The sequence below is a fragment of the Psychrobacter sp. 1U1 genome (assembly GCF_051847535.1).
Taxonomy (GTDB): domain Bacteria; phylum Pseudomonadota; class Gammaproteobacteria; order Pseudomonadales; family Moraxellaceae; genus Psychrobacter; species Psychrobacter saeujeotis.
Genome location: NZ_JBPYDD010000006.1, coordinates 67,894 through 90,405, shown reverse-complemented (window position 1 = coordinate 90,405; position 22,512 = coordinate 67,894). Strand labels below are relative to the sequence as shown.

At 41.0% G+C, this 22,512-nt stretch carries 16 protein-coding genes; 11 read left to right on the top strand and 5 right to left on the bottom strand.

Going from position 1 to position 22,512, the window contains the following annotated elements; all coding sequences use genetic code 11:
• Positions 1–47 precede the first annotated feature (47 nt).
• The 9 genes from ACS8FB_RS10435 to ACS8FB_RS10395 all read left to right on the top strand — a co-directional run bounded on the left by ACS8FB_RS10435 (position 48) and on the right by ACS8FB_RS10395 (position 11,546).
• Positions 48–2,483 (top strand): capsular polysaccharide biosynthesis protein, encoded by a 2,436-nt coding sequence (locus tag ACS8FB_RS10435; RefSeq protein ID WP_439262747.1) that lies wholly within the window; start codon positions 48–50, stop codon positions 2,481–2,483.
• Positions 2,484–2,614: 131 nt separating this feature from the next.
• Entirely contained in the window at positions 2,615–3,844 is a 1,230-nt protein-coding gene (locus ACS8FB_RS10430) for a capsule biosynthesis protein (RefSeq protein WP_439262745.1), read from the top strand.
• A 439-nt stretch (positions 3,845–4,283) separates the two neighbouring features.
• Complete coding sequence (gene lepA, locus ACS8FB_RS10425) at positions 4,284–6,083, top strand: translation elongation factor 4 (RefSeq protein ID WP_439262743.1); 1,800 nt, start codon at positions 4,284–4,286, stop codon at positions 6,081–6,083.
• 103 nt (positions 6,084–6,186) lie between these two features.
• Complete coding sequence (gene lepB, locus ACS8FB_RS10420; RefSeq protein ID WP_439262741.1) at positions 6,187–7,089, top strand: signal peptidase I; 903 nt, start codon at positions 6,187–6,189, stop codon at positions 7,087–7,089.
• Positions 7,090–7,265: 176 nt separating this feature from the next.
• A complete protein-coding gene (locus tag ACS8FB_RS10415; protein ID WP_439262739.1) occupies positions 7,266–7,661 on the top strand; it encodes a DUF4845 domain-containing protein in 396 nt (131 codons plus the stop codon).
• Positions 7,662–7,715: 54 nt separating this feature from the next.
• Positions 7,716–8,510, top strand: coding sequence for a ribonuclease III (gene rnc, locus ACS8FB_RS10410; RefSeq protein WP_439262737.1), 795 nt, complete (start codon positions 7,716–7,718; stop codon positions 8,508–8,510).
• 291 nt (positions 8,511–8,801) lie between these two features.
• Complete coding sequence (gene era, locus ACS8FB_RS10405) at positions 8,802–9,869, top strand: GTPase Era (protein WP_439262911.1); 1,068 nt, start codon at positions 8,802–8,804, stop codon at positions 9,867–9,869.
• Positions 9,870–9,915: 46 nt separating this feature from the next.
• Positions 9,916–10,662 (top strand): DNA repair protein RecO, encoded by a 747-nt coding sequence (gene recO, locus ACS8FB_RS10400; protein WP_439262735.1) that lies wholly within the window; start codon positions 9,916–9,918, stop codon positions 10,660–10,662.
• Between the two features lie 110 nt (positions 10,663–10,772).
• Positions 10,773–11,546 (top strand): pyridoxine 5'-phosphate synthase, encoded by a 774-nt coding sequence (locus ACS8FB_RS10395; RefSeq protein ID WP_439262733.1) that lies wholly within the window; start codon positions 10,773–10,775, stop codon positions 11,544–11,546.
• Positions 11,547–11,608: 62 nt separating this feature from the next.
• On the opposite strand, the gene ACS8FB_RS10390 is transcribed toward ACS8FB_RS10395, so the two are convergent.
• The gene (locus ACS8FB_RS10390; protein WP_439262731.1) at positions 11,609–12,151 is read right to left on the bottom strand and encodes a GspH/FimT family pseudopilin; all 543 of its coding nucleotides are present in this window, start codon (positions 12,149–12,151) and stop codon (positions 11,609–11,611) included.
• 705 nt (positions 12,152–12,856) lie between these two features.
• Between ACS8FB_RS10390 and ACS8FB_RS10385 the strand changes: the two genes are divergently transcribed.
• Complete coding sequence (locus tag ACS8FB_RS10385) at positions 12,857–14,152, top strand: OmpA family protein (protein WP_439262729.1); 1,296 nt, start codon at positions 12,857–12,859, stop codon at positions 14,150–14,152.
• Between the two features lie 355 nt (positions 14,153–14,507).
• Positions 14,508–16,358: a translational GTPase TypA gene (gene typA / locus ACS8FB_RS10380; protein WP_299218133.1), complete on the top strand. Its 1,851-nt coding sequence runs from the start codon at positions 14,508–14,510 to the stop codon at positions 16,356–16,358.
• Between the two features lie 82 nt (positions 16,359–16,440).
• On the opposite strand, the gene ACS8FB_RS10375 is transcribed toward typA, so the two are convergent.
• The 4 genes from ACS8FB_RS10375 to rlmD form a co-directional block, all read right to left on the bottom strand.
• The gene (locus tag ACS8FB_RS10375; protein WP_439262727.1) at positions 16,441–16,884 is read right to left on the bottom strand and encodes a hypothetical protein; all 444 of its coding nucleotides are present in this window, start codon (positions 16,882–16,884) and stop codon (positions 16,441–16,443) included.
• 190 nt (positions 16,885–17,074) lie between these two features.
• The gene (gene mutM / locus ACS8FB_RS10370; protein ID WP_439262725.1) at positions 17,075–17,983 is read right to left on the bottom strand and encodes a bifunctional DNA-formamidopyrimidine glycosylase/DNA-(apurinic or apyrimidinic site) lyase; all 909 of its coding nucleotides are present in this window, start codon (positions 17,981–17,983) and stop codon (positions 17,075–17,077) included.
• Between the two features lie 52 nt (positions 17,984–18,035).
• A complete protein-coding gene (locus tag ACS8FB_RS10365; protein WP_439262723.1) occupies positions 18,036–20,594 on the bottom strand; it encodes a RelA/SpoT family protein in 2,559 nt (852 codons plus the stop codon).
• A 364-nt stretch (positions 20,595–20,958) separates the two neighbouring features.
• Entirely contained in the window at positions 20,959–22,500 is a 1,542-nt protein-coding gene (rlmD, locus tag ACS8FB_RS10360; RefSeq protein WP_439262721.1) for a 23S rRNA (uracil(1939)-C(5))-methyltransferase RlmD, read from the bottom strand.
• Positions 22,501–22,512: the final 12 nt, after the last annotated feature.

The window sequence follows — 22,512 nt, the reverse complement described above, 5'->3', positions numbered from 1 at the left end:
GTCAAAAGTATATTGACGCCAATACAGCATTGAAAAGGATGATTAAAATGACAAAAAGTGCAGCAAACGAAGATAAGGTGCCAACGACGTCTACTTCTAAGGCTGTACCATCCTTGTCATCAGCTCAGCATTTGGTCCCCAATCGTTTGGCGGTCATTGGTAAAGGGATGCGCCGTAATAATTTGCTGCTGCCCAATGTCTTGGACGCTGATATTCAACGCTGGTACCTATGGTCAAGCGTGCAGCAGCGTTTTAATCCAAATCTACAAACGCCTAACGCTTTTATCGGTTGGGGACACAAAAAAAGCTATCAACGTGCTAAGAGAGCAGCAGATCGTCAACAACTAACAACTTTAAGTATCGAAGATGGCTTTTTACGCTCATTAGATTCTGGTATCGGCAGTCGTCATGGACTGAGCGTGGTTGTTGATGACATCGGTATTTATTTTGATTTAACACAAAGCTCACGCCTTGAGCAATTAATCGTTGCGCGCGCTAAAGAATACGCTAACTCTGATAGTGATATATTAAATAAAGTACATGCTCGCCAGTTAATGACATATATTTGCGATAAACAGTTGAGTAAATATAATGCTGTGATTACCTGTCCCTCATTAGACAAACTGGTTATTGAAGAAAATACCAATCTAAAAGAAGACTCGGTAAAGTCGCATGTACTCCTAATTGATCAGGTCGCTGGCGATGCTTCTATTAAAGGCGCTGGTGCAAGTAAAGGTCAGTTTAAGCGTATGCTAAAGACTGCCTGTCGCAATCATCCTGATGCCTACATATGGATTAAAGCTCATCCTGCCGCCAAGTCAGGTTACCTGACCAGTCTCAAGCTACCTAAAAACGTTCGACTATTAACGCAAGCACTCAATCCAATTGCCCTACTGGCACAGGTAGATCATGTCTATACGGTCAGCTCACATATGGGATTTGAGGCGTTGATGCTAGGCAAAGCTGTACATTGCTTTGGGGTAAATTGGTATAGCGGCTGGGGGCTTACTGATGACAGCGGCGCACCAAAACGGTTGCTAAAAGCAGTTAAAAAGCGCCGTCAAACCTCAACAGCAACGTTAGAGACATTATTTTATAGCGCCTATATTGATTATAGTCGCTATGTCGATCCAGCAACGAAGCAGGCATGTGATATTGATACGGCGATTACTTGGTTGGTAACCAATCGCCATTGGCAATCGCGTCTTGAAGGTAATTTGACGGTATATGAGTTTAGCCGTTGGAAACTGCCTTTCGTTAGGGCCTTTACCAATCTGCCGCGTACGACATTGTTTGTCAAACCAAAACCGCGTCTAAAAAACTTACTACATCCGGATCATTTCAAGGTCAATTATCACCAGCCTTTATTGGTATGGGGCTTAGCTAAACGTCAACAAGTCCATAAACGACTACAGTGTAAACTTGCAAAGCCGTCAAGATCAGATATGCCAGCTATTTATTGTATGGAAGATGGTTTTATCCGCTCAAATGGTCTGGGTGCAACATTACTCGCACCATTGTCGGTAGTAATAGACAAACAAGGTATTTATTATGATGCCACTCAGCCCTCAGATTTAGAAACCTTATTACGCAACTGTGATACCTTGACACCACAGCAATATGCACGAGTGCAGAGGCTGCAAACCAAATTGCTTACTCAGCGAGTAAGCAAATACAACGTTGGTACGGAAGTTAATGCTGCCGATAAAACCGGCGTTATCGATCAAAAAATGCAATGGATGCAGGATGCAAAGGTATCTGGTAGACCACGTTTGCTTATCATTGGGCAAGTAGAAGATGATCTGTCAGTGCAGTATTGCGGCTCAGATATTAAGACCAATCAAGGTCTGATTGAGCGTGTCAGACAAGACAATCCTGATGCCTATCTAATTTATAAACCGCATCCAGATGTAGAAGCTGGTCTACGAGCAGGCAAAGTTGATGAGGCGTGCTTAGCAAAAGTACAAGCAGTTGCCTATGATACAGCGATGCCTGATTGTTTAGAGTGCGTCGATGAGGTACATACGATTAGCTCATTGACTGGCTTTGAAGCACTATTGCGGGGGCTAAAAGTGACTTGTTACGGTTTGCCGTTTTATGCAGGGTGGGGCTTGACGACCGATATAGATGCACAGTTATCACCAAAAACAGATTATCTACAGAGGCGAAAGCGGGACACAGCATTATCGCTTGAGCAACTACTGTACTGTGCACTCATACACTATCCACTATATCGCTTACCTGAGGGTTATGGACTTGCACAAGTAGAGCAAGTGGTTGATTACTTATATCCTGCTAAGCACCAAAATCAACAAGTGTCTCAAAATAAATCATATGATAGTGTGGCTCAAACAAACACTATTTTACCAGTAAAGTTGTCTACGCTATCAAAGCTTACTAATCAGTTGAAACGTCATACTACTACGCGCTTTATGCAGCAGCGTCATACATGGCAACAGCATTTGCACAAAAAAAACCAGTAGGTTTAAAACAAATCCATTACGACAATTATGTTTTTTTTGGTATAATTTGTGTACAATTTAGCAGTCGTTACAACATTGCTTTATTTGTTCAACGTTAATTTTTAACTTTCTAACCGACGGTACCTAATCTTATGGCAGCTTCGATGCATCAATTGCTTACTCATCGACACGTCTTGCTGCTACAAGGAAAGATGGGTGGTTTTTTCAATCGTTTTACAACATTTTTGCAAACTCAAGATATTCAAGTAAGTAAAATTAACTTCAATGCTGGTGATGCGTTTTTTTATCGTCATCCTAATGCTCATGATTATGTAGGGACTTTAGGGCAGTTTTCCTCTTGGTTACAAGCTTTTATTGAAGAGCACAGCATTGATGCGATTGTCTGCTTTGGTGATTGTCGCCCGCATCATACGCAAGCTGCCTGCTTGAGTGAAAAGTTAGGCATATCCTTTTTTGTGTTTGAAGAAGGCTATTTACGACCTGATTATATTACCCTACAAGAGCATGGTATCAATGGCTACTCACGCTTAAACATTGCCGATATTAAAGCACTCAAAAAAGCCAATGATAAACCGTTATACACGCACAATCGATTTTATCGATTAAGTGTTGCTGCTATCGTTTATTATATCGTTACCCGCCTATACAAGTCGCGTTATCCGCACTATTCACATTATCGCGGAATGACCGCATGGCAAGAAGCAATCGCTTGGTTAAAAGCGCCTTGGCGTAAATTGCGTGGGTATTTACCAGATAAGAAGCTACAAAACCATCTCGTCACTCACGCAGATAACAATTATTTTTTGGTCAGCTTGCAAGTACATAATGATTCGCAGATTACCCATCATAGTGGTTATCGTGATGTCGTGCAGTTCATAGACGAAGTTATTGCAAGCTTTGCAGACCATGCTGATACAAAGCAGATGCTCGTATTTAAGCATCATCCCTTAGACCGTGGCCATCGGGATTATCGCGAATTGGTAGCAAGCTTAGCAGCCCTTTATCAAATCAAATCAAGAGTATTTTATGGTTGTGACATGCATCTGCCAACGCTCATGAAGCACAGCATTGGCATGGTCACCATCAATAGTACAACGGGTCTACAGTCGGTATATCACAAAAAACCCACTAAGGTTATGGGACGCGCTATCTATGACACGCCTAAGCTAACAGATCCTAAGGCGCTTGCACAATTTTGGCAGCAACCCAAACATCCAGACAATGAGTTCTATTTGAGGTTCCGTGAGTATTTGATCGAACAAACACAGATCAATGGGGCATTCTATGGTAAGTCGCCGTGGATGTATAAATACTTGCAACGACCAGTTAGCACAGACGCAGTATCTGATACAGTCAAATAATGTCTTATACATATCGAGTAACTCATTTAATGCAACCACTTATAGTCACTGATTTGCTACCGTAACTCTAAACTATTATGCCTTATACAATTAAGGCTTATGCAACTGGCAATGCTGATCAGTTATAGTGTTAAATTTCAACCAGATTGCTCCTAATAAAATCTTCTTACTTTATAGTGGAAAACTGCTAGAATACGCTCATATGTCTATGTAGGTTAGCAAGTGTCGTCCGTCGTGATTTTAATAGTTAATATTATTAATTCAGTTCAATCAGACGCACTTTGGCGACAACCATTGACAACACTTATCTTTATTGTTAATTCTGTTTTACAACATTTTTATCATAATTAATATCTAATAACCGTTCGCTTTTTACTATTGTTCAGGCATCGTTGTTCAATAGCGGTTATCCAATCACCTTTTATTTAGTAGGCGCTTTGTGACTGCATTAGCCAATATTCGTAACTTTTCTATTATCGCCCATATTGATCATGGCAAATCAACGCTTGCCGATCGATTTATTCAAATGTGTGGTGCCTTGCAAGATCGTGAAATGCAAGCACAAGTACTTGATTCCATGGATATCGAGCGCGAGCGCGGTATTACCATCAAAGCACAATCAGTAACCCTGTTCTATGATCATCCAAATGGCGAGCGCTATCAGCTCAACTTTATTGATACGCCGGGACACGTCGATTTTTCATACGAAGTTTCTCGGTCATTAGCCGCTTGTGAAGGTGCACTACTGGTGGTAGATGCCGCGCAGGGCGTAGAAGCGCAGTCCGTTGCCAATTGCTATACTGCAGTTGATCAAGGCTTGGAGGTAATGGCGGTTTTAAATAAAATTGATCTGCCTCAAGTTGAGCCTGAGCGTGTGATTCAAGAGATTGAAGATATCATTGGTATTGAAGCCATTGATGCACCGCGTGTGTCTGCCAAATCAGGGCTTGGTGTTGACAAACTATTAGAAACCTTAGTTGAAGTTATTCCTGCACCGACGGGTGACCGCGAAGCACCGCTACAAGCTTTGATTATAGACTCATGGTTTGACAGTTATTTAGGCGTGGTTTCATTGGTGCGTGTGCGTGAAGGAACCGTAAAAAAAGGCGATAAGATTTATATTAAATCGACCAAAGAGGCGCATCCGGTCAGCTCTATTGGTGTGTTTACGCCCAAGCCTGTCGATACAGGTATTTTAGAAGCTGGGGAAGTGGGTTTTATTATTGCCGGTATCAAAGACATTGCAGGGGCTCCCGTCGGTGATACGATCACCCATGCTAAAACACCAGACGTTGATCGCATTCCAGGCTTTAAGCAAGTGACCCCGCAAGTTTATGCAGGCATGTTTCCTGTTGATGCCAATGATTTCGAAAAGTTTCGTGAAGCACTACAAAAGTTGCAAATTAATGATGCCTCACTGTTTTTTGAACCTGATACTTCTGATGCGCTAGGCTTTGGCTTTCGTTGCGGCTTTTTAGGTATGCTGCATATGGAGATTATCCAAGAGCGTCTAGAGCGTGAATACGACTTGGACTTGATCACCACTGCGCCATCTGTTATCTATGAGATCGAAAAGAAAGATGGTGAAGTCATTTATGTCGACAATCCTTCGCATTTGCCTGAGCCTAACAATATTGAAGAGTTCCGCGAACCGATTGCCCGTTGTCAAATCTTAGTACCGCAAGATTATTTGGGTAACGTTATGACCTTGTGCATTGAGCGTCGCGGCGTGCAAGTTGATATGCGCTTTATGGGTAAGCAAGTTCAGCTGATTTTTGATATCCCAATGGGTGAGGTGGTCATGGATTTCTTTGACCGTCTAAAATCAGTCTCTCGTGGATTTGCATCGCTTGATTATAATTTTGAGCGTTATCAAGTAGACAAGCTGGTCAAAGTTGATGTATTGATCAATGGTGATAAGGTAGATGCCTTGGCGATGATCGTACATCAAGACCAAGCACGTTTCCGCGGGAATCAATTGGTGACCAAGATGAAAGAGCTTATCCCGCGCCAGATGTTCGATGTGGCCATTCAAGCAGCGATTGGCAGTCAGATTATCGGTCGTAGTACGGTCAAAGCCATGCGTAAAGACGTCCTTGCCAAATGCTACGGCGGGGACGTGTCACGTAAGAAAAAGCTGTTATCTAAGCAAAAAGCAGGTAAGAAGCGTATGAAGCAAGTCGGGAATGTTGAGATTCCTCAAGAGGCATTCTTGGCGGTACTGCAAGTAGATAGTTGATGGTTTACACTGTCTTACTTTGGTTTTACACACAATACGTCAAATGTCGTTGTTCTTACCGTTAAAGCCGTGAGATAAACAGCTTTTTAATAGGCAAATTAGTATGGATTTTGATTTTAACTTGATTTTAGTGCCATTAACGATAGGTTTAGGGCTAATATGGCTACTAGATAAGTTGGCACTAAAACAGCGTAAAACACGTGGCCATGGTAAAGAGAGCTTATTGGTACGCTGGGCTTATGACTTTTTCCCCGTCTTAGCAGTGGTTTTGGTCGTACGCTCGTTCTTAATTGAACCTTTCAATATTCCATCATCGTCTATGGTGCCAACTTTATATACTGGCGACTTTATTGCAGTCAACAAATACGCTTATGGAGTGCGATTGCCTCTGACTTATAATAAAGTATTAGAAACGGGTAATCCTGAGCATGGCGATGTGATGGTGTTTCGCTATCCTGAAAACCCTAGCATTTATTATATTAAGCGTGTCATTGGTTTACCTGGTGATACTGTCAGCTATAGTCAAGGACAGCTTGCGATCAATGACGTACCAGTCGATACTAAGCCTGTAGACTTTAATGCCAATAATGATCTAACTGCACAGCTTTATCCTGCTGGTCAAGTGACACCTGGTCAAGTATTGACAGAGTCTGAGGCTACGCAAATGGGCCAGCAAGAAGAAGAACAAGCTCAGTATTTTCAAGAAACACAAGGTGAGAATAAGCATTTAGTACGTTATCTATCAGATATGAACAGCTCACAATATGCGCCATTTTTGCAACAGCAATCTCCTGAAGTGGTCAGTTCCGCAGGGACAGAATGGCGTGTCACAGTGCCCGATGATGAATACTTTGTGATGGGTGATAACCGTGATCGTAGTGCTGATGGCAGATTCTGGGGGTTTGTACCTGATGAGAATTTAGCCGGTAAAGCTGTGTATATTTGGATGCACAAACCACCTGGTCTGAATCTTCCAACTTTTGCACGTAATGGTTCAATTGATTAGTCGCTACTCTATTGATTGATTATTGTGCTAATATCAATATTAACCCTAATTAAATTAATATATATACTGTATGTAATTCATCAACCTAGCTGTGTAAGAGCACAGAAAGGTTAGAAAATATTAAGATATAAATCATAGAGTATGAAATACAATTATATTAAATATTAGGAGAATTTATGCTGCAGCAGTTAACAGGGTTGTCGTCGCAACGTGGGGCGAGTGTGACTAGCATAGTTTTATTGCTTATTATTATTGTTATTGCTGGCAAATTGGTGATTGCCATTATGCCAGCTCAAGTTGGTGATTATCAACTGAGTAAAACATTAGGTACTCAGCTAAAAGAGGCGAACAATAATGGCGAGACTGCAAAACAATTCGTTGAGCGTGTTAATCGTCAACTGTCTATCAACGCTGATTACGATACGACCGCTGAAGAGGTGTTTACTTTTACCAATAAAAAACCAGGTGAGCTTGCTCTTTATAAAGATTATGACAAAACCAGTAATTTTTTCGGTAACGTTGATATCGTTAATCGTTTTGAAGGTGAGATAAATGCCGCTCCAGTAGATTAATCGACTATTTAACTGTACAGATCACTAACATTAAAGGATAGCCAAAAGCCACGCATGAAATCAACTTCACAACCATACAAAGCGCTGCCTACCGCCAAAAAAAATAGCGCATCTATGGAGACTTTACCAAAAGGCTCAGATTTTGTTCAGCGTCTGGCAGTATTGACCCGAAAATTAGGCTACGAGTTTAATGATTTGAGTTTACCAAATTTGGCCTTGACGCATCGTTCATTTGATAGCAAGAAGAACTACGAACGTTTGGAGTTTTTGGGAGATGCGCTTCTTGGTATGATCATCGGTGAAGCTTTATATCATCGTTATCCAAATCAAAACGAAGGGCGTCTGACGCGTATGCGTGCTACGTTAGTACGTCAAGAATCATTGGTGACTATTGCGCAAAATTTAGAATTGTCTAACCATTTGATTCTAGGTGTTGGTGAGCGTAAAGGTGGCGGTCGTAACCGCGCCTCGATATTGGCTGATGCTGTGGAGTCATTGATTGGGGCTATTTATTTAGACAGTCAAGATATGGAGGTTACTCGTCATTGCGTATTAGCATGGTATGGTGACCTTATTGATAACGTCAATGACCAAAAAGCTTTGAAAGATGCCAAAAGTCGTTTGCAAGAATGGCTACAATCTAAACAGTTTGATTTGCCTCATTACGAGTTGGTCGAAACACGGGGCAATGCTCCTTATCAAATATTTGTAGTACGCTGTCAGGTCAATATTAATAATTGTCCTGATATTACTGAGTCTGGTGAGAGTCGTCGTATAGCCGAGCAAAAAGCAGCTGAATTAATGATTAATCAATTACATAAGTTGCCAGGTGCTTTTAAAAAACGTTGATAGCTTTTTCTTTATATGATGTTCGGTTTTATAAGCCCTAAATCATTGATTACATTACCAATTTATAGTGTCTCAGCAGATGGCATCAGACTTCAAATATCTTTACATTAACATTAGCTTTGTAGATGTTCTTAAAATATAGAACGTGCTACTAAGATTATTATCAAAACCCCACAGGATTACCCTATGAGCAATCATAATGACTTGCCATTCACTCCCAAAAATAATGCCCATAATATGACAGAAAATGCTGACACCAATCAAAATGAAGCTGTAGAAAACGTTGAAAATATGCAAGAAAATAGACAAATAGGCGATTCATTAACCGCCGTTCAGCCGCACGACACTAGTGATGCTGATGAACATGATAAGAGTATTACTCTTGAAAATAATGCTGCGATTGATGGGTTTTTTGCGCCAAGTAATAAGGCTGGGGTTGCTAACGACTTTAAAGCAGGTTATGTGGCGATCATTGGTCGTCCAAACGTTGGTAAGTCGACTCTGATGAATCATCTATTGGGTCAAAAGCTATCAATCACTTCCCGCAAGCCGCAAACGACGCGCCATCGCATTCATGGTATTTTGAGTACCAATGAGATGCAGGCGGTGTTCGTAGATACGCCAGGTATTCATCACAATGAAGTACGTGCTATCAATGAGCGTATGAATAAAGCTGCCGTATCAGCTTTGGTAGACGTGGACTTAGTATTATTTGTAGTCGACTCAGACCAGTGGCGTGAAGATGATTTACTGACGTTACAAAAGCTTGGTGAAACTGATTTGACGGTCGTATTGGTCATCAATAAAGCAGATACGTTAAAAGATAAAGGTACGCTGCTTCCATTGATTGAAACATTTGATGAGAGCTTCGACTTTGCTGACATCGTACCTGTTTCGGCTTTAAAAAACCAAAACTTAGACCGTCTTGAAGAAGTAATTGCGTCACATCTACCGAATGCCACGCCTATCTACGATACTGAGCAAATTACTGACCGCTCAGAGCGTTTTTTAGCCAGTGAAATTATTCGCGAAAAAATCATGCGTAGTGCAGGCGACGAAGTACCCTATGATCTCACCGTCCAAATCGATGAGTTTAAAGATGAAGCAGCTCATACAGACCCAAAAACTGGTCGTCCACGTAAAGCCTGTACTTTTATTGATGCCACGATATATGTAGAGCGCAATGGGCAAAAAGCCATTGTGATTGGCGAAAAAGGTCAACGTATCAAGCAAGTTGGGATGGATGCACGCAAAGATATGGAACAGTTATTTGGCAAAAAGGTCATGCTAACTTTGTGGGTAAAAGTTAAGCGTGGCTGGTCTGATGACGAACGCGCACTCACCAGCCTAGGTTATTGATTTAAAATAAATATTTGATCTACACATGATGCTGAGGTAATAGCCAATGCGTAATGAAGCATTAACAGGATATTTATTACATCAGCGTCCTTACCAAGAAAAACGGGCGCTTTACTATTTATTTTCTTGGCAACATGGCGTAGTACACGGTATTGGTAAAAAAGGTGCGCCTTTGTTTGAGCCGCTACAACTGTTTGCAACAGGTAAGCGCGATCTAAAAACTTTTAGTCAGATTGGTTTATTACCCGTAGAAGATAGTTTTACAAAAGATGCTACAACGCCTAGGCCGACACGTTATCAGCAAATAAGCGGTCAGCAGCAGTATGCAGCTTTGTATTTGAATGAGATACTGTGGAAGTTATTGCCTAGCGAAGACCCAATGCCAGTATTGTGGCAGCATTATCAAGACAGCTTAACGCAATTAAAGCAGCCATTAACAGCGACTGCTCTTAGGTTATGCTTACGTCAGTTTGAGGCTGATTTGTTTCAAGAGTTAGGCTTTTCTTTGACGCTAGACCATGACAATTTATTAACGCCTATCGAACCTGATACGGATTATCGATTTTTATCTGATGTAGGTTTTGTGGCTACTAACCAACCTGATAAAACGACGATCAATACGCTACAAACACTTTTTATCGGTGCAGATATTATTGATATGGCACATCTAGGAATAGTTGAGGCCACACTAAATAATTGGTCACGTCTTCATAAACATCTGATTGATCACTTGCTTGATTATCAGCCGTTGCAAAGTCGATTACTGTGGCAGCAGCAACAACGTTACCAATGATGGCGTCAATCTTTAGACAAAGTATGGTCGTTCAAAAATTATTTGAGGTAGTACTACTGTAGCCCTATCATCTGTATGTTACTTGGAACTCGTTATCAAAAGGATTTCTTATGACCACATCTTTACAGCACTCATCGAAGAATACAATAAAAACCCCTTTATTGGGTGTCAACGTTGATCACGTAGCAACCTTGCGTCAAGCACGCGGGGTTGGCTATCCCAGTCCTTTAGAAGCAGTGCTATTATGTGAAAAAGCGGGAGCAGATGGTATCACCATACATTTGCGTGAAGATCGTCGTCATATTCAAGATTCAGACGTCTATGAGATAGCAAAACAGTTAACAACCAGATTAAATTTAGAGATGGCAGCAACGTCTGAGATGTTATCTATCGCTCATAAAGTTAAGCCATATTGGGTTTGCTTAGTGCCTGAAAAACGTGCGGAGCTAACGACCGAAGGTGGTTTGGATGTAGCAGGGCAGATCAGTCATCTAAAACCTTATATTAAAGACTTACAAGCAGAAGGAATTAACGTTTCTTTATTTATAGATCCGGACGAGGACCAGATTGCAGCAGCAGTTGACTGCCATGCTAATGCTATCGAGCTACATACTGGTACTTATGCTGAGTTAGGTCTGGCTGGAAATACGAATGATCAAAAGGACGAATTAGAGCGTATCAAACAGGCAGTGAGCATTGCAAAAAATCTAGACAGCGAGTTACTTGTTAACGCAGGTCATGGTTTGACTCGTGACAATGTAAATGCTATTGCTCAGATAGTTGATATTTATGAGCTTAATATTGGACATGCCTTGATCGCTGATGCTGTATTCGTAGGCTTAGAGCAAGCAGTGGTTATGATGAAAGCTGCGATGCATAAGTAACTTTGTAGATCAGGTATAAGCTAATAGCGCCTCTAATAATATTGCTACAACAAATAATGCATTTATGTACAACCAGTAGGGTGTCTATCATTAGGTTTGTATTTGATATTACCATTTTGATTAAAAGAAATTTGATACATAGCCTGACTATAGGTTGGGCTTGGACAGTATTTTATGTGGCCAAAGTGTCCTCGGGGTTTGCCTGTATCACCATAGAATTTAACATAATGCCGTTTTCCAGCTCGTAAATGTAGTGTGCCATATTTAGGATTTAAGCCTTGCTTACTAAGTAAATAATCCGTACTAATATCAAAAACTTTATTATTATTTTTATCAACAAATAACAAAAGGTTTTTATCGCTATTCTTATTACACCGTCCACCTGCATCAGATAAACATACTAATAGATTCTGCCGTCGAATAAAACTTTCAGCTTTCGCTATTTTGAGAGTGCTTTCTAGTTGATTTTTGATACGTTTGGCTTCCATACTTGCCAATTGATCTACGATCGCTGGCGCTGCGATCGTTGCGATAATAGCTAAAATTGCCACTGTTACCATAAGCTCTACAAGAGTAAACCCTTTTTGTTGATAAGATTTCGACAAGTATGGGACTCTTAAGCATACAGCTAGATTCAGATAAGATAGAGTAAGGTTCGATATGGTGTGACATATTCTAATCATATATAGTCATCGCTTACGCTATAGATTTAATTATATAGGCCAAATTCATCAGCTTTATACATTTGAGTGAAGCCCTACATTGATACCTTTTCTAGTACAAGACTTTAACTTTTAAAAATACCTTGGACTTTTAAATTCACAAACCTTAACAACAACGTTTTTAACGCAACAATCACATATCAGCTCATTACTTTAAAAGTATATACTAGAATAATGTTTGCTATTTAATATATATGAATTATAGTGCAACTGTCAAAATTTGTTTCAATTAGTGAAGACTAATCTTTATTAATAGAGAAAAAAATTCGATTGTATTAAACTAGTTGCAGACAATAGGTAAAATCTAATTTGCTTCTATTGCGAATTAACATTCAAAAGACTAAAATTGCAACGTATGTTAGTTCTTAGTAAAATAAGCAGGCTATTGTGTTTGTGTTGCAACACTATCGTGTAATAATGTGTAGCTGCCTAACGAAAAAAGTTGTAAACTTAATAGATAGTCGATAAGCTACTTCCTAATTAGTTTTGTTGTATAATTATGCATTCGTAAAAGATGTCTACTTTTATTACATCTTAGGAAGCGGTTTTGCTTAATGCATCACTCAAATCATCCTTTGGAGGAAGTCCATGAAATTGAATAAAATTGCTCTAGCTCTGGTTGCCGTAGCAGCTGCACCTTTAGCAGCTAATGCTGGCGTTACTATTAGCCCGCTATTACTAGGTTATCACTACACTGATGAAGCGCATGATGAGCAGCGTGAAATCTTACGTACTGGTAAAAACCTTTATGTAAATGCTGATGGCCAACAAATTGGCGATGGCAGCCGTGGCAATGACAACGGTGGCGTAGCTAAAGAAAGTGGTCTATATACTGGTGCTGCTTTAGGTATCGAGCTGACTCCTTCTACTCAGTTCCAAGTAGAGTATGGCGTATCAAACACTAATGGTGAAGCGTCTGAAGATTCTGCAGATGCTGGTATTAACCGTTTTGACGTTGAACAAACGATGATCTCTGGTAACTTCTTAATCGGTACTGAAGAATTTACTGGTTATACTGATAGCGCGTTCAAACCATATGTATTAGTTGGTGCTGGTCAATCTAAAATTGAAGTAGAAAACCAAGAAACTTATAATGAAGAACAAGGTTCTTCTGTAGGTGAAGTTCCAGCTGGTACTGAAGTATCATCATCAAAAGATACTATCGGTAACCTAGGTCTAGGTGCTATGTATCGCATCAACGACGCGCTAAGCCTACGTGGTGAAGCTCGTGCGATTCACAACTTTGATAACAACTGGTGGGAAGGCATGGCATTGGCCGGTCTAGAAGTTGTACTTGGTGGCCATTTATCACCAACAGTAGCTGTACCACCACAAGTTGAGCCAGAAGTGTCTGTTCCACCAGTAGTAGTGGTTGAGCAAGATGTTGATTCAGACGGCGACGGTGTACCTGATAGCATCGACGAATGCCCAGGCACTCCTATGAACGTCGTAGTTGATGAGCGCGGTTGCCCAGTAGCAGTAGATATTACTGATGAGCTAAAAATGGAGCTACGTGTATTCTTTGATAACGACAAATCAGCTATCAAAGACCAGTACAAAACTGAAATCGCTAAAGTAGCAGAGAAGATGCGTGAGTATCCTAACTCTAGCGCTCGCGTAGAAGGTCATGCTTCTAAAACTGGTCCTTCAGCACGTTACAACCAACGTCTATCTGAAGCTCGTGCTGTGGCTGTGAAATCTATGTTGACTAACGAATTTGGTATCGCTCCAAACCGTCTATCAACAGTTGGTTACGGTTATGACCGCCCAATCGCACCAAACGATACTGAAGAAGGTCGTGCAATGAACCGTCGTGTTTATGCCATCATCACTGGTGACAAAACAATGACTGTTGAACAAACTAAAGACATGGTTATTCAATAATATATAGCCAATTAGTTATGTTCTAGATTGTATAGTTACAAAAAAAGCTGCCTATTAGGTGGCTTTTTTTTGTTTATACTGTGAGATAAATAACTTATTGCATAAATTTATAATCTAATAATGTTATACTAGCCGCCCAAACACTTTGTAAATTGACAAAGTGTACATTAGCATAGCTATCTGTATGATGGATTTATCAGTAGAAAATCTTACTTTGCCAGTATTTTTTATTTCACTACCCCTCTTGCGTAGTCACTCTATAGTAAAGTAAAAACAACTATCTGCTTTATGATAAAAGATTCTCCAGCGGCGCTTACTGCTACTGCATTTTATTAAGACGAAACGAGCATTTTATATGGCGAACGATATCAAACACCTGCGTAATATTGCAATTATTGCCCACGTTGATCATGGTAAAACAACTCTAGTTGATAAACTATTACATCAATCTGGTACTTTTGGCGATCGTGCAAACATTGCTGAACGTGCAATGGATTCAGGTGATATTGAGCAAGAACGTGGTATTACTATTTTGGCCAAAAACACGGCCATTCGTTGGACAGACAGCTCTGACGATACAGAATACCGTATTAATATTGTGGATACTCCAGGCCACGCTGATTTCGGTGGTGAAGTTGAGCGTGTGATGTCAATGGTTGACTGTGTACTTTTGGTCGTTGACGCTGTTGATGGACCGATGCCCCAAACCCGTTTTGTGACCCAAAAGGCGTTTGAGCAAGGTCTAAAACCGATTGTTGTTATCAACAAAATTGACCGTCCAGGTGCACGTCCTGATTGGGTCATGGATCAGATCTTTGATCTATTTGATAACTTAGGTGCCACTGACGAGCAGTTAGATTTTCCAGTGGTTTATGCATCAGCATTGAATGGTATTGCCGGTTTAGACGCTGATGATTTGGCTGATGATATGACGCCATTATTTAAGACCATTGTTGATGTGGTACAGCCTCCGCAAGTAGATGCAGATGCCCCGTTCCGTATGCAAATTTCAAGTCTTGACTATAATAGCTTCGTTGGTGTTATCGGTATCGGTCGTATCCAACGCGGTAAAGTTAAAACTAATACCCAGGTTACAGTCATTGATAAAAACGGTAATACTCGTAATGGCCGTATTTTGAAGATTATGGGTTATCACGGTCTTGATCGTATTGAAGTAGAAGACGCACAAGCTGGTGATATTGTTTGTATTACTGGTATTGATGCACTTAATATCTCTGATACTATTTGTGACCCTAATCACGTCGAAGCATTGCCAGCTCTGACGGTTGATGAGCCGACTGTATCAATGAACTTTCAAGTAAACAATTCACCGTTTGCTGGTCGCGACGGTAAGTTTGTGACTTCACGTAACATTCGTGAGCGTCTTGAGCGTGAACTGATTCATAACGTAGCATTACGTGTAGAAGATACCGAGTCTCCTGACAAATTCAAAGTATCGGGTCGCGGTGAGCTACACTTATCTGTACTAATTGAAAACATGCGCCGTGAAGGTTTCGAGATGGGTGTTTCAGGCCCAGAAGTTATCGTTAAAGAAGTTGACGGTAAGCTACAAGAGCCTTATGAAAACGTTGTGTTCGATATTGAAGAAGAGCATCAAGGTTCTATTATGGAACAGGTCGGTTTGCGTAAAGGCGAGATGACCAATATGGAGCTTGATGGTAAAGGTCGTATGCGTATTGAGGCGACCATACCCGCTCGCGGTTTGATTGGTTTCCGTTCTGAGTTTTTAACACTAACTTCAGGTACTGGTATCATGACGTCAAGCTTCTCACATTATGGCCCACAGAAACTTGGTGATGTTGGTGGGCGTTCTAATGGCGTACTGGTGTCTATGGCAAACGGTACTTGCTTAGGTTTTGCACTCTTTAATCTACAAAAGCGTGGCAAACTATTCGCTGAGCCACAGCTTGAAGTATATGAAGGTATGATCGTTGGTTTGAACTCACGTAACGACGATATGGCTGTTAATCCAACGACCGCTAAACAGCTTACTAACGTACGTGCCAGTGGTACTGATGAAGCGCTGACGTTGACGCCAGCGGTTAAGTTTACCCTTGAGCAAGCGCTTGAATTTATTCAAGATGATGAGCTGGTAGAGGTGACGCCAAAAGCTGTCCGTATTCGTAAACGCTACTTGACTGAAAGTGAGCGCAAACGTCATGGTCGTAGTAAGAAAGGTGCTTAATATTGTAGTATAGAATGATTGAAAAAAGGCTAACGCAATGTTAGCCTTTTTTTATGTTTGCTCATCAATTTTTTATAGTTGGTTATTTTGTTACTACGACATGATCGTTAGTATCAATAAGGATTTCTGAAGGTTGGTCAACGACAATACGTACGATATTGTCGTTAGCGTCTTGTGACTTATAAAAATTGTCTTCAGCGACTGTACAACCCAAGCAGCGCCCCATCGCACTCCAAGGCTCAACGAACAGTTTTTGTTGTGCTTGATCAGCGTTACCACCGATAAGAGAAAAAGGCAGACTGACGAGATAAGCGGCAGTACCAGTGACAGCGGTGACTAATTGTAAGGGCTTTCCAACGACTGTATCAACAATCATCGTGTCATATGATGGACCAAAATCACGCTCATCTATCTCTATTGCAGCCGAGGCTGGCTGCGTAAAAGCTATCATAAAGCCTATGCTTAAGGCCATCGTAAGAATCTTACTTTTATTGAAGCGTGGGTTATCGGCATTAGCAGTCATCATTATTTCCTAAAACATGTAAGCGGTATAAGTAATAAACACTGCTATTGAAGATATTTACAAACAAAGGTACTTATAAACAAAGGTACTTACAAAGCAGCGTTGACTCTTTATTAAAGCAAGATGTGTGCCGATAAGCAATATAAAAACATATTATATCGACTTTATCTCATATATATTAGTAAATATTTGTTTATAAAATTGGCTGACAGAGTGGGCAAAACACGCTAGCACGACCATTGAGTTTGATATTGTCGAGTACAGTATCGCAATGCGGACAAGACTCACCTTGTCTACCATAGACATTTAAGGTTTGTTGAAAGTATCCCGTTTGTCCGCTGGCGACTGTAAAATCACGTAGTGTCGAACCCCCAAGCTCGATTGCTCGTTGTAGTATGACTTTAATATGTTTGACCAATATACTTATTTGTTCGTAAGACAATTGATGTGCTGGGGTAGCAGGATGAATAGCAGACAAGTATAGACTCTCTGTTGCATATATATTGCCTACACCAACCACGACCTGCTGCTCCATAATGACTGACTTGATAGCACGAGTAATAGGGCGTTGCTTGGTTGTCTTATCCGACATACTATTGACATTGCTACGCTGAATCAGGCGATACAGATAGTCAGTATCGAAATCTTCTGATAGTGGTTCAGGTCCTAGATGATCTAAAAGCTTGGTACTATAATCCTTATACCATAATACTGCGCCAAAACGTCTGGGATCATGATAATGCAGTTGCGACTGAATACCGTCATTGTCAAAAGTTATTATCAAATGGTCGTGCTTACGTTTATCAGTACCTAAAGAATGCTGTTGTAGACTACCTGACATGCCTAAATGTATGATCAGTTGACGTCGATGTTCAATGGTGTTTTGGCCATTTTCTATCAATTTTACTCTAGGTATAAAAGTCAGTATTAAATACTTTGCTCGGCGCTCTACGTCTTGCAACGTATAGTCAATTAATATACCTAAGTCATCTGGCATCGGCCAACGTAGTTTTGGTTGAAATACTTGTATGGCGGTAACTCTTTGTTTTAATAAAGGGGCAAGACTGGTTTTTGTGGTTTCAACTTCGGGTAATTCAGGCATAAGGGCTTTCTACAAAATTTATAAAATATAAAGTTAAGTTATCGATTAACGGTTAGACAATAGTACGACGTGCATGCAAAATCCCTGGCTGCAGTTCAAGCTTGGCAAGCAGTTTGGATAGATGGGCCAATCCCGAGACTTCGATATGAAATTTTAGCGAGGCTATATTGTCATCAGTGCTCAAGGTCTCAACCTTGCGTATATTGACACTTTCTTTGTCAATGACTTGGGTTAAATCACGCAATAATCCACGTCTATCATAAGCTTCAATATGGATATCAACAGGCTGATAACGACCGGATTTAGACTTCCAAGCTGCACTGATCTTTCTCTCAGGGTCACGTTCAATCAGACGCATGTATTCAGGACAGCCACGGTTATGAACACTAACGCCGCGAGATAAAGTAATGTATCCAGAAATTGGCTCACCATGCACAGGATGGCAACAACCTGCCAAATTTATTTCAATATTATCCAAACCATCAATACAGATTTTGTAGGCATCAAGTTTGCCTGTTGTTTTTGGATCAACACTAGGGGTGTAATCTTCCTTTTCTTTTTCAGGCTCTAAATGCAGCTGACGAGAGATGTGACCAGTTAATTGATGGAGTCCAATGTCGCCTGTAACAAGCCCAACGATAATATCGTCCGTATTATTAACATGAAAATGCTGCGTATAGTCATTCAAGTCGATGCTATTGGGATGTACTGAAAGTCGCTCAAGCTCTTTACTTAGCATCTGCTTACCGATTTCGATATTTTTATCACGGTCTTGTTTGTTAAACCATTGACGCAATTTAGAGCGGGCACGATTGGTATGAATATAACCAAGTGACGCAACTAACCAATCACGATTAGGCTCACGTGACGCTTTAGTAATAATCTCAACCTGTTCGCCTGTTTTTAGCTGGTAAGTCAATGGCACGTAACGCTGATTGACTCGCGCTGCTTGAGCGCGGTTGCCTACTTGCGTGTGTACATAATAAGCAAAGTCAAGTACGGTAGCCCCTTTTGGTAGTTCAGTGATGTCACCATCTCGACTAAAAATGTAAATCCTCTCAAGCTCATCAAAATCAACGATTGGCTCGTCATCTTCTAGTTCACCTAACTCACGGTCATTAAACTCACCCTCTGCTATGAGCCCTAAACGATTTTGACTCCGAGTTTCGTTATTAATAGAAAGCAGATGACGTAATGAGCTGATCTTTTGAGTGAGGTAGCTGTCTTTTTTCTTTTTGAGACCTTCCTTATAATTTACGTGAGCACACATACCAAGCTCGGCCTCAAAATGCATGCCTTGGGTGCGTATCTGTACTTCAAGTGACTTGTTCTCAGCGATAACCGCAGTATGCAACGAGCGATAGCCATTAGGCTTTGGGTTGGTAATGTAATCATCAAACTGTTCAGGAATGTACCGCCATAAGCCATGTACCAAACCTAACACATGATAACAATCCGCTGGGTTTTCCACCAATACTCGTAGTGCTCGAATGTCATAGAGTTGATCAAACGATAAGCGTTTTAGCTTCATTTTGCGATAGATAGAATAAATATGCTTGACTCGTCCTGAGACATCGGCAGTAATATCAGCTTCTGCTAACGCATCATTTAGCTTGTTTTGCACTCGCTGAATATAGTCTTCACGCTCGCTGCGTTTTTCGGATAATAACTTGGCAATCTCTTTGTAACGCTCAGGGGCAAGATAACGAAAAGCCAGGTCTTCAAGCTCCCACTTTAACTGAGCAATACCTAATCGATGAGCGAGCGGTGCATAAATGGTCATCACTTCGCGGGCCACACGCTGTTGACGTTCAGGTTTGGAGAATGATAACTCACGCATGGCAAAGGTACGCTCGGCAAGCTTAATAAGTACCACGCGCACGTCGTTAGTGACAGAAATAAGCATGCTGTAGATGTTAGATAGCTGATCACGTTGATTGTTGACGAAATGGTCTTCTAGGCGCTTGTTGCTTTCTATAATGGCAGACAGCTTTCCCATAGCTAAGGCGTCTTTAACTAAACTTGCAATCTCTACCCCAAAGCTTTGCTCAATATCAGTCAAACTCACCAACGATTTGCGTGCGCTACGGTATAACATAGCAGCCACCAAAGCGTCTTCGTCTTGATATAAATAAGTCAGGATATCTGCCATACCAATACCCGTCACATAAGCACCAGAACGTTCAGACTCGCTAGTATTCATACGACTACGAATAAACTCGCAAGCAGCAGCTAAATTAGGGACAGTTTCTTGGTCGATACGTTTTGCAACATTATCTAGCCATACGGGTACATCAATATTGGCTTGACCTGAATCATCAGCGATAGATGCTTCTGCAAGCATCTGCATATCGTCTAGAAGAATGTGATCCGAATATTCGTTTTTTAATTTGGGATCATGACTATGATAAGAGTAGTAGGCAGAGCGATCAAAAGTGGTATGTAGCTTATGCGTTGCTAGTTGTTGTTTAATATCAGATGGTACTTGGGCGTAGCTATTAGCAGATTGATGAGAGCGCTGGCTTGCCACCAACTGTGCTGCTAAAGCTGCACTATCAGCTTGTGTTGTTTGCCCATCAATAAGCGGTAAACCTTCTCGAATTTTTACCATAGCCGACTCCTCTTAGCTATTTTCAAAATTTCTTATCGTCTTACCTGCTATGCAAAAACGCTTGATCTACCCCATAATTCATGATTATCAGATATGATCAACACAGCTACAAAAATCCATTTTTTAGCAGCTGTTATAAAGAGTTTATGCCCAGTATTTTAAGACGATAAGCGCAAATATGCACAATGTGTAGATAAACACATACAGCTTGTATGGGTATTATTATGTCACTTTAGAAGGCTAATTCAAGCAAGGCTCTGTAGTGATAATGCATACAAGCGTAACGGTATTCCGACGAAATTTCATTTATGCAAAACAGTTCAATTTAAATCAGTAATAAGCCCAATGATACAATCAATAAAAATTAAGTTGTTATTTTCTCAAAGCGAGCAATGGATTCGACATGACCAGTATGACAGAACATGTCCATTACTCCAGCATGGGTGAGACGGTAGCCTTGCTCTAACAAAGCTTTTGTATCACGTGCAAGGGTAGCAGGATTACAAGAGACGTAGACAATCCGCTCAGCATTAAATTTAGGCAAGTATTGCATGATTTCCCAAGCACCAGAACGTGGCGGATCAATGAGTAACGCATCAAAACCTTCGTTAGCCCAAGGTTTATCAGTACAGTCGTGAGTCAAATCTTGGTTATAAAATTTGGTATTATGAATACCGTTACGACGTGCATTGTCTGCTGAGCGTGCTGTCATTGCGTCGCTGCCTTCCACACCTACAACTGCGCCAGTTTCACCAACAAGACGAGCTAGAGGCAAACTAAAGTTGCCTAAACCACTAAACAAGTCGAGTACCCGCTCGCCCGCTTTTAGATCTAACAAATCGCAAGCAAGCTTGGTCATCTGACGATTGACAGAAAGGTTTACTTGCGTAAAGTCAGTTGGGATAAATTCGAAAGTAAGGTCATATTCTGGCAGTTGGTAATATAAACGTCCAAATTGTTGGCTCAGATCATCTTTGTCAGTCAAGGCAACGCGTTGGATACTATCAGCGCCTTTAGACTGTAAATATAGCTGCCAATGACGCGCTGCAAAAAACGCTTTAAGCTTTTCGATATCAGAGTCTGATAATGGAGCTAGATGACGTACGATAAGAGCAACAGGCTGATCGCCATCAGGTAGCTCTGGTAGGTATTCACCCATTGCTAGCTCTAGCTGAGCAATCTTATCGCGGCTCTCAAGTGTACTCATAAGTGCTTTGAGGTTTTCAATCTCAAAGCCAATACGTGGATCTAAAATATGACATTCGTTTAATTCGGCTAAAAAGTTACTTGAGCGCTCACGAAAGCCGACCAATGCAGTTTCTTTTTTGGCGACATAGCGTACGCCAAGTCGTGCTTTGGTACGATAGCCGAGACGATCACCAACTATCGGTGCAAGCCAGTTGTCCGGCTCAGCATTGGCTTGATGTATAAGCATCTCAGCAAGTACCGATTGCTTAAAGTTGATTTGACCATCTGGCTGCCAGTGTTGTAAGCTGCAACCACCGCAAACGCCAAAATGCGGGCAGGGCGGTACAGCACGTTCAGGATTTGGGTTGGATGTGATATCAATCGCGTCTCCCTCTTCAAAGCTGGCACGACTATTGGTTAGTTTGACCAAAGCACTTTCACCCGGTAAAGCAAAGCTGACGAAAACTTTTTTGCCATGCTTGTCTGCTACATGTCCCTCTTTTTCATCAAAGCCATTACCATATACGGCAACCCCGCGCCCATCGTGCGACAATCCATCAATATTGAAGGGAAGTGGCTCTGCCTCTTTTAGACGCCGACGTGTCTTGGATGAAGGTTTAGATTTTTTCTTATTAGGCGGGATAGTGATCGTTTGGGTATCGTTGGCTTGTGACATAGTATCAGTTGCTGTAGACGTTTTTGAATCGGTGGGTTGCATAAACCTGCCTTA